Source organism: Roseateles sp. (genome assembly GCF_052436255.1).
Taxonomy (GTDB): domain Bacteria; phylum Pseudomonadota; class Gammaproteobacteria; order Burkholderiales; family Burkholderiaceae_C; genus Pelomonas.
Window position 1 is genome coordinate 1 of sequence record NZ_JBQVNP010000254.1, and the last position, 4,324, is coordinate 4,324.

At 63.0% G+C, this 4,324-nt stretch carries 4 protein-coding genes; 3 read left to right on the forward strand and 1 reads right to left on the reverse strand.

Translation table 11 applies throughout. The annotated features are described in order from the left end of the window. Positions 1-213 precede the first annotated feature (213 nt). The 3 genes from ACT6S0_RS26935 (at position 214) to ACT6S0_RS26945 (ending at position 3,832) form a co-directional block, all read left to right on the forward strand. Positions 214-1,014 (forward strand): TIGR02391 family protein, encoded by an 801-nt coding sequence (locus ACT6S0_RS26935; protein WP_444766801.1) that lies wholly within the window; start codon positions 214-216, stop codon positions 1,012-1,014. A 133-nt stretch (positions 1,015-1,147) separates the two neighbouring features. Further along, positions 1,148-2,347, forward strand: coding sequence for a PIN domain-containing protein (locus ACT6S0_RS26940; RefSeq protein ID WP_444766802.1), 1,200 nt, complete (start codon positions 1,148-1,150; stop codon positions 2,345-2,347). 99 nt (positions 2,348-2,446) lie between these two features. Further along, on the forward strand, positions 2,447-3,832 hold the full coding sequence (locus ACT6S0_RS26945) for a hypothetical protein (RefSeq protein WP_444766803.1): 1,386 nt from the start codon (positions 2,447-2,449) through the stop codon (positions 3,830-3,832). 137 nt (positions 3,833-3,969) lie between these two features. Here ACT6S0_RS26945 and ACT6S0_RS26950 read toward each other — a convergent pair whose 3' ends face one another. After that, positions 3,970-4,152 carry a DUF6527 family protein gene (locus ACT6S0_RS26950; protein WP_444766804.1) on the reverse strand — a complete coding sequence of 61 codons (183 nt, stop codon included), beginning with the start codon at positions 4,150-4,152 and terminating at the stop codon, positions 3,970-3,972. Positions 4,153-4,324: the final 172 nt, after the last annotated feature.

Below are 4,324 nucleotides of genomic sequence, written 5' to 3' on the forward strand. Positions count from 1 at the left end.
CGGGCACTGACCAGCGCCGGGCAAGCAGCTTGGCGCCGCCTTCTCCAGCGAGAAAGCTCTCAACGACCTTGAGCTTGAACTTTGTTTCGTACTTCCCCATGGAACCCCTTGAAGTTTGTCCAACTTCTGGGGGTCAGTTCACTTTCGAGGAGGCTCCCCGCGGGAGTTGCCCGTCCAATCCGATCACCAACCGCCTTTCGAGCAGCCGCTACCGTGGAATATGTGCCGCCCTTCAATCCCTCCGTCCTTGAAGCTGCTTGCCGCGTTCTTGGAGAGACGACAAATGGCCTGACAGGACCGGAGATTGGCTACGTCTTGCAGGACATGGCCGTTGAAGACCCTGGCGTCGGTATGACGAAGTGGAAGCGGATCTTCAACGCGCTGGCACTGCTACAAAACAAGCCCCATGTGGGGAACCACTTGCTCATGTTTATCAACCGTGCCATGAACCCAGCGCGTTTCGTTGCTAATCCCAGACAGTTCACATTGATGCAGGATGGCCTCAATGTGGCGCTGTCTCTTGCTGGCTATGGCGTCGATGACCAAGGCCGCGCAGTCCGGGCAACTCGGGAGACGACTGTCGCTGGCGCGGCTGCAAGAGCGAAGCGCCTGAAGACGACCCTTGAAGCGAGAGGCACCCACGCCGAAGTCTTCGCATATTGCACGCCAGAGCTGTTGGACGAAAACTACTTTCACGCAGTACTGGAAGCCATCAAGGGGCTTGCCGAGCGGCTACGAAAGATCTCTGGCCTCACCTGCGACGGCGCCGATCTGATAAATCAAGCGTTCTCGACCAAGGCTCCGATCATCGCCATCAACAGCCTGACGACCGACACTGAAGTGAGCGAGCAAAAGGGCATCAGCAACCTGCTCGTCGGCCTCTTTGGCGCAGTGCGAAACCCGACTGCCCACGCGCCCAAGGTCGTTTGGCCGATGAGCGAGCAGGATGCGCTCGACATCTTCGCGACGGTGTCGTTCGTTCACAGAAAGCTCGACGGAGCAACAAAGGTGTGACATCGCGTTCGCCAGCGACGCGCAGGCCCATGCCTCCGAGCCTTGGGCTCGGAGGCAACCCGAGAACCGGCCGGTGAGCACCACTCTATTGGCGTCCGGCCCTTCGCACAGCGAGTACATACATCATTTGCCGATGGCCAAGAAATCTAACAACGCGCAGCAGGCGCAGCCGGCGCCCAGCGCCCCGACGATCGCGCTCGACCGCGTCGGCGGCATCGCCATTGACACGAACATCTACCGCAAGGCCGGGTTCAAGTTCCGGACACAGCCCTTGGCCGCCCTGGCTGGCATCAAGGGCTTGCAGATCGCCCACCTGGTTCCGGAGATCTGGCGACGCGAGTTGGAGGCGCACGCCAAGGACTGGGCGGAGGCCCGCCTTCACGAGACGCGGCATGCGCTGCAGATCGGCGACTGGGCGCTCTCCGCGCAGGCCAGCACGGCCACCGACTTGCGCGCGCACCTGCAGGCCGATTCCGGGGAGTCCATCGCGAGCCGGCTGATCGATGCGCACTACGCCGCCTCCGGCGCCGTCCAGCTTGCCACGGCGTGGAAGGCCGGCCCGCGGGTGCTCTCCGACTATTTTGAGGGCCGCTACCCCTTCGAGAGGACGGGCGACAAGAAGAGCGAGTTCCCTGACGCCTTCGCGCTGGCGACCCTGGAGGCCTGGGGCGAGAAGATGGTCAAGCAGGTGATCGTGGTCACCGAGGACGAAGGCTGCCTATGGGCATGCGACGCCTCGAAGTACCTGCTGGGCTTCAGGTCGCTCACGGACGCGCTGCGCGCCCTCAACGAGGGTGACCAGACCCGCAAGATCGCGGCTGCGGAACTCGAACTGTTCCTGGTCAAGGAACTCAAGTCCGAAGTCTCGTCACTGCGCAAGGACCTTGACGCTCTCATCGGCGCCGAGATCGAGAGGATGGACATTGAGCTGGACGCCGACTCAGAAGTGCCTCACTTCGACTACGACGTCGATACCGTCAACCTCCTGTCGGTGATCCCGGCCTCGACGCTGCGCCCGCCGGACCTGCAGGTCTTGAGCGTCGGCCAGCATGACCTGACGTTCTCCTGGCTGTTCCAAGTCGAGGTCGAGGTCTCCGCGCGCTTCTATCGGATCGTCGGCCGCAACCTGCCGCAGACGCATCGCTATGGCGCACCTGTGGACACCCGCGTCATCACCATCGACGTGGAAGCCGTCATCACGCTGCAGACACCCGACGTCATGTCGGCCGTCGCTCTGAAGCATGCGCTGGTGAAGAGCTTCGACTTCGCGACATCGTCGCTGTGGCTGTATTTCGGCGACGTAGATCCTTGGGAACCAGACTACGAGGAATAGGCCCATCGCTGCCTCGCATTCAATCTATGCCGCCCAGGCAGGCCAGCACGACGGCAACTCCACTAGGCTCCGCGGCATCTGCGGCCTGTACAAGACGTCATGACCTTAGCGACACATACCGAAGAACAAATCAGCACGTTCTGCGCCCAGCTTGCCCCGGTTGAGCGGGCCTTCATCAGCCATGCCGCCCTGGGCTACTGCGCGCTGCGCCGCGATGACCAGTGGTTCCTCTACAGCGCCCGGTTGCGCCTGGATTCGACGATGACGGTGACGCCGGCGACGTTCAAGACCAGCACGGTCATCGCCGGCCGGATTCCCATCGACACCCGCTCACGCTCGGTTCGCAAGGCGATCGAGGAACTGCTCGGTACGTTTGCGGTCACCGATGCATCGGTTCAGTTCGAAGCCGAGGACAACGGCAGCTACTCCGCCTACGCCGTGCCGCTTCACCGGTCTGGGCTAGACCGATCGGCCCTTGCCATACTGAAGATTCGCGGCGGCCGCGGCTGGGAAAAAGTCGACCGCGAGGAGATCGGCTGGCGTCTGCGAGGCTCGGAAATTGCCTTCGAGTCCCTCTCCGAGCTCTGTGGCGTGTGCGATGCGGGCGACGAGCCGGGCAGCCTTGAGATCGTTGCCGCGCCGGTGACGAGAATTCTCTCGACATCCACAGCCAAGCAGAACAAAGCGACCCTGATGCTCTCGTGTTCCAGCGAGTTGGATGTCGATGCCTGCCGCCTCTCCTACCGCGTGATCCAGGGCTCGACGGTTGTGCATAGGGACTCGGTCGCCGGGAAGAGGCTGAACTGGCGGCCCGAGCACGGCAACTGCGTCGCCACCCATGACATTGACATCCCAGAAGGTGCCCTCGTCGACTGCGCGGTGTCCTATCAGGGCGAGACGCACCAGCAGGCCTGGATCACGGACCGGTCGGCCGTCGGGAATCCGCGACGCGCCGCATTCGAGCCAAGCGACATCGAGCTGCTAGCGATGCAGTCAATGCTTCGCGACGAGGACGACAAGAACGGCCGAGGCTTCGAAGTGGCCGTGGCGTGGTTGTTCTGGATGCTCGGCTTCAATCCCGCGCACCTTCGCAACAGCAAGCACCACGAGGACGCCCCGGACATCCTTGTCGAATGCGAGGGCGGCTTCGTCGTCGTCGAGTGCACGATCGGGCAGCTCAAGGCAGACAAGCGCTCCAACCTCAAGGCGCGGTGCGTCAACGTCGAGAAGAGTTTGGCGGCGACGGGCAACCGCGACGTGCTGGTCCTGCCGCTGCTGGTGACCCGGTTCAGCCACGAGCAGGTCACCGCGGACATGGAGGACGCCGGCAAGGCCGGCCTGCACGTCCTCACCCGCGACGACCTGCTGGCCCTGATGGAACGGACCCGACAGGTCAACTCGCCGGCCGCGATCCTGGCCGAGTGGCGGACCGCGCTGGAAGCAAATCGAGCGGCGACTCGCAGTCCGCAAACTCTAGCGACCTAGCCCTGCGCGAGATCGCCCGCGCTACCGCTGCCGGCAGGCACTTCGCCGGCCGCGAGGGGCAGCTTTGGTCACGTCTCTATGTTCCGAAACCTACCCTCCTAACCTGCGGTTGTCCTTTGCCCGGCGACGCTGTCAGCTCATCGGCACCACTCGACCACGCCGCGCTTGATCCAAAAATGACAGCTGCAGGCGCTGTGCTGGTGGACTGACGGTGAAATGGTTGGGCGGCTCCAGAAGTCCGTTTCGACCGACCAGCGCGGTCTGCGAGCCGGGTTAAGCGAAAGCGAGATCTGCACCCCGCAACCGCCCGGGCAGCTCATGCAAGCCCACTTCTTGACGCCGCTGTTGCCGACTAGCTGTCGTTTCCCAAGAGGTTGTTCACCCGAGGCCGTGGAAGATGAGGGTTCTCACACCAACCCATCGCCACACGGGGAACCCTCGGATGAACAGCCATAAGAATGCCTCATTGACGCCGCGAGGTCGCGCACATTT